The 1,234-nt window shown below is 45.5% G+C and carries 1 protein-coding gene and 1 pseudogene; one reads left to right on the top strand and one right to left on the bottom strand.

All coding sequences use genetic code 11. The annotated features are described in order from the left end of the window. Positions 1 to 410, top strand: a pseudogene (locus A3763_RS29275) (AMP-binding acetyl-CoA synthetase); the annotation flags it as partial. A 181-nt stretch (positions 411 to 591) separates the two neighbouring features. Here A3763_RS29275 and A3763_RS25885 read toward each other — a convergent pair. Further along, positions 592 to 1,234 (bottom strand): DUF3047 domain-containing protein (locus A3763_RS25885; RefSeq protein ID WP_082880609.1); only part of this gene is annotated, 643 nt, incomplete at its 5' end.

The raw sequence follows: 1,234 nt of genomic DNA, 5'->3' as shown, positions 1-1,234 counted from the left end.
GACGAACCAAAGAAATATTTAAAACCAGTAAAGGTAAATACGTTGCGCCAGCGCCAATAGAGAATAAGATTATTGGCCATCAAGACATTGAGATGGTTTGTGTATCGGGCGCTGAGTACCCACAACCTCACGCATTGGTAGTATTAGCCGAATCATCGGCCAAAAAAACAAGCTGTGATGACTTTAAAGCAGAGCTTGCCTCTAGCTTTCAATCTTTAATCAAGGACGTAAACTCTACACTTGACCCTCATGAGCATATCAAGTTCGTGACGATTGTCAGTGATGAGTGGAGCATCGCCAGCGGGCACCTAACACCGACGATGAAGATGAAGCGAGATGTTATTGAGTCGAGTTACAAGCCTCATTTGGATGATTGGTATGAAGCACGCCAAGCGGTTGTTTGGCATTAGGGTGCACTATCGTCATCCCGGTGTGCTCTTCAGCCGGGATCCATGATACCTAGCACGGCGCATCAAGCAAAATGGATTCCCGCTTAACACACTGCGGGAATGACGCGTCTTTAAGACTACGGGAATGGCGCGTTTTTAAGACTGCAGGATTTCAGCAACTTGACCATCCGTGAAATCCCTATCACCGTTCCGAAAAGAATATATCACCGTATTCAGCTTCGGCATTCGACCCGGAGTCATCGGCATCAGTCATAATCGCAATCGCCTCAACTTCGTCATAGGATTTGCCGAGCCAGGCTTTCAGATCTTCCTGAATATTTCGTTTTTCTATATGCCACTGCCCTGCGCCGTCGCTATTATTTCGTAAGGGTATCATCAGAGTGTTGTCAGGCGCATAAGCATTGGGCCAACTTGCTGGCGCATCTTCCCGGCTCGACCAGACATAATTCAAGGCCTTGGTTTGCCAGAAAAACCAGCCATCAGAAACGACTACATAGATTCTCGCAGCATAGTCATCGCCTTGCTTCGTTTCTTCAGGCAAACTCGCTAAGGGTTTATTGACCTTCCAGCGCCAATTTAAAAAGGGAGTCTTCTGTATATTCACTTTCATTTTCTTGAACATACCCGAAGCAGAAGCTTGACTAATTGCATGCAAAACCTTCAGTTTGGGATTATCACTTTCGTCTTTCAAACGATAAGAGGTTTCATCATTGAATTCGACCGACTCCCATTCCTCCAGCCCCCATTCAGAAAACTTTCCAATTGAGACAGTATTCTCTCCCTCAGCATATGCATTAAACCCGAATAAGACGAAGATAAAATAG

The organism is Oleiphilus sp. HI0128, assembly GCF_001635365.1.
This window is presented reverse-complemented; position numbering and strand designations above follow the sequence as displayed.